Genomic DNA, 2,913 nt, shown 5'->3' with positions numbered 1-2,913 from the left:
CGCAAGAGCGACGGCGAACCCGGCGCGGAGACCATCTGGAAGGGACTTACGAAAGTTCATATCGCCGCGGAAACCATGCGCTTATTACGCGATGACGGTGACGCCGACACTTCTGTATAACGACATGGGTTGTGCGGTGCCCATCATTATTTCTGACGTTTGATGCCGTCCAGAATCACCTGACACAGCTTTTTCGCCATGACGTCGGGCGGCGACGCAGCCGCCATGCTGGGATACCACTTGTAGGCCCAATTGCATATTCCGAGGAAGGCGAAAACCGTGACGTCCGGATCAATTTTTATGAGTCTGCCTGAGGAAATGCCGTCCGTGATGATATTTCGAATCCGATTGAAATATTCGTCCCGCCGCTTGCGAATCTGTTTACGGTGCTTGTCGTCCAGATCGCTGTAGTGGTCCATGAAAGCGCGCACATATCCAGGATGCTCCGCAATTTGGCGAAGGGCAGAGGCGCAAGCCTTAACCAGCAGTTCAGCAGAATCAGCACAGGTTTCGGCATCGGCGTCCAGGTCGCCCAGCAGAGCGTCCATATGGATCTGATGCATCTCGAAGAGGATTTCAGCCTTGCTCGGAAAATAGTGATAAAGGGTTGGCTTCCCGAGTCCGGCCGCGTCCGCCAGCATTTGCATCGTCATTTTATGGTAGCCGACTTTATCGAATAAATCGGCACTGTGCAGGATGATCTCCAGCCGCCTTTCATCGTGTGCGGTGGTGGTGACTCGCGTCCTTGATTTTCTTCCCGTTACCATTGATTGACCTTTTCTGTTACTACCAGCTTTCTCGAAAGCAACGTCGTGCTTGTAGCATATGCAAATTGAAGCTGCTTGAAGAACAACCGGATCGGCTCCGCCCGTGCTTCTAACTCGGCGTGGAACTGAGCCCGACGATGAGCGCTGATTCGCAGCGACGATAGAAGTGTGCCGCCCGGTGCCTGGTTCAGAAGCAGTTCGATCCATCGGCAGCCGCCCGAGTTGATGTGCTACTCCAGAGCGGCGGCGCTGTCCACTTACGGCCTTGTCTACCGGTGCCATCGGTTCACGCTTTGCGATTTTAGCATGGGGACACACCCCGCCCATCATGGTGCGACCAGGTAAAACACCTCGACGGTTGTCGGGTGTCGACGGCTTGCGTCAGACTGCACATCGGATTGAAGTGGACTCGAACGAACCCCACGCAGTCCAGTCGGTCAGGTAGCGAAATCGTGCCAACCGTGCCATTGCCCGCAACGGTTTTGGAGCTCGCCGACGCGCTGTGAGCTTGCGCATCGATCATGAGGCAAAGTTTCCCATCGATAATCTGCCCCTTTATTGCGCGCCGTTGGTAGTATTCCCGGCAAGGAGATGCAAGTTCATTCAGGTTGCGTGGTGAACCGCTCTGCAATGGAACGGATAGGTGTTCGAACTTTGCCCCAGCCCGAAAAGGCGCAGACTTCCGCGTGGTGCGGCTGTCGCAGTGAGGCCGCGGCTGGCGCGGATTCCATCATCATGCGGTGCTGAGTATCGCGGCTTACGGGTTTCTCGTCGCGGAACGCCATGCGGCGGCGAACGCGCTTGGCGCTAAAAAAACGCCGGCGCACGCGAAATCTTTGCATTACCCGAAAATTACGTTCCCCGAGGAAGCCCAGCGCGCCCAGCGCCACGTTCCTGACTTGATCACTACACTGCGGTATCACATTGCCTGGACGCTGATCGCAACACTCGCGCGTTGCCACATGCTGTGGGGCAAGCCAATTCAAAACCTACTGTATGACGCAGTAAGATTTGGGGTGCCCGTCGCGTCTTCACTCGTTACGACAAGCCAACGGAAAGCCAATTCGCATTCGCCGCGCTTGCGTTCGCGTCCTGGCCATGTGCAAAAGTGCAAACCCGCCTCGGCGTCGCGGCGCGCCCAGCCTCCAGGGTATGTCGCTGCCCCTCGATGCCAGGCGCGCGGCTATGGCGAGAAGCGTTGTCCCGTTGATGGAACGGTACTGACGCTATGACGTACCTTGTGAGCGCAACCCACGAATCGGGGCTGGTTTTGCGCGATGCATCATCTGCAGATGAATTCAAGCGAGCTATTGAGTGAAAGCCGCCGCTTGCCCGCGTTGTTTGGAGAGGATACGAGACGCTTTCATTGCGGTACTGGGATAGTTGAAGAGGTCCAGAGGATCGAAACCGGCGGCGAACCAACGCTGAGCATCTGCCATAACTTCGGAGCGGGCTTTGGGGGGCGACGGATCGTACGGTGACGTGGAGGCTTGTGCGAATGCGGACGCAATGCTGTTTGCACTGAGCAGAATCCCAAACGCGAGTGGAATGGTTATTTTCATAACAAACCCTCGGGGTGGAGAGGATGAGATTAAATCTTAGGTGTTTCCCAGGCGAATTGTGAGAAAGTAGACGACCTTAGCGCGTCGAGATGCATGCAAATACGTAACGATGCTTTTGGGCATTCACATCGATTGGTCGTACCCATCCATCTCAAGCTCCTCTCCGCATTCATGCTGGCAGATTCCGCTTCGCCTCGCGGCTAGGCATACCGGATATACCGGCGGACGCGTTGTCCCTTGAGCTTCATACCGGGCCGTTGCCAGCCCTGCATGTACAGGTAAGGGACGGTTGATGGAACAGCCGGTTTCATCGGGACATCATTTCCTCCGTGAAACGGAGACTCATGCGACTTGCAGGTCGCACCCAGCCGACGTATTCCATCAGCATCTTGAGCTCCCAGCCGTTCGCATTGGCCCAGGTGGCGAAACCACGGCGCAGCGAGTGGCTGCTATAGAGCATTCCATTACACACAAGTCTGATGCTCAATCTCGCGCATGTACCTGATGCCAGCAACGAAGTCCACTATTCGCTGCATGCCTAGCCAGATGGTTTTGACGCCAGGTTCGCCGTCGCCTTTGCGCGC

3 protein-coding genes and 2 pseudogenes are annotated in these 2,913 nt (G+C 56.2%); 1 reads left to right on the top strand and 4 read right to left on the bottom strand.

Going from position 1 to position 2,913, the window contains the following annotated elements:
* Positions 1 to 146: 146 nt before the first annotated feature.
* Positions 147 to 974, bottom strand: coding sequence for a TetR/AcrR family transcriptional regulator (locus tag DID96_RS37450; protein ID WP_260464175.1), 828 nt, complete (start codon positions 972 to 974; stop codon positions 147 to 149).
* 500 nt (positions 975 to 1,474) lie between these two features.
* Between DID96_RS37450 and DID96_RS37445 the strand changes: the two are divergent.
* Positions 1,475 to 1,665: pseudogene (locus tag DID96_RS37445) on the top strand (IS701 family transposase); the annotation flags it as partial.
* Between the two features lie 409 nt (positions 1,666 to 2,074).
* On the opposite strand, the gene DID96_RS39715 reads toward DID96_RS37445, so the two are convergent.
* The 3 genes and pseudogenes from DID96_RS39715 to DID96_RS37435 form a co-directional block, all read right to left on the bottom strand.
* Positions 2,075 to 2,329 carry a DUF4148 domain-containing protein gene (locus tag DID96_RS39715; RefSeq protein ID WP_124604315.1) on the bottom strand — a complete coding sequence of 85 codons (255 nt, stop codon included), beginning with the start codon at positions 2,327 to 2,329 and terminating at the stop codon, positions 2,075 to 2,077.
* Positions 2,330 to 2,675: 346 nt separating this feature from the next.
* Positions 2,676 to 2,783 (bottom strand): annotated as a pseudogene (locus tag DID96_RS39710) (Tn3 family resolvase); the annotation flags it as partial.
* Between the two features lie 10 nt (positions 2,784 to 2,793).
* Positions 2,794 to 2,913: IS4 family transposase (locus DID96_RS37435; RefSeq protein WP_148094511.1), on the bottom strand; the 120-nt coding region annotated here is incomplete at its 5' end.

The sequence above is a fragment of the Burkholderia sp. Bp8963 genome (assembly GCF_003854275.1).
In the GTDB taxonomy this organism is placed as follows: Bacteria; Pseudomonadota; Gammaproteobacteria; order Burkholderiales; family Burkholderiaceae; genus Burkholderia.
The sequence above is the reverse complement of the archived record's forward strand: the minus strand, read 5'-3'. Positions and strand labels throughout refer to the sequence as shown.

Bases quoted from the DNA above. Each gene is read 5' to 3' on its own strand.
- DID96_RS37450 (WP_260464175.1), bottom strand. From the start codon at position 974: ATGGATCGAACTGCTTCTGAACCAGGCACCGGGCGGCACACTTCTATC.
- DID96_RS39715 (WP_124604315.1), bottom strand. From the start codon at position 2,329: ATGAAAATAACCATTCCACTCGCGTTTGGGATTCTGCTCAGTGCAAAC.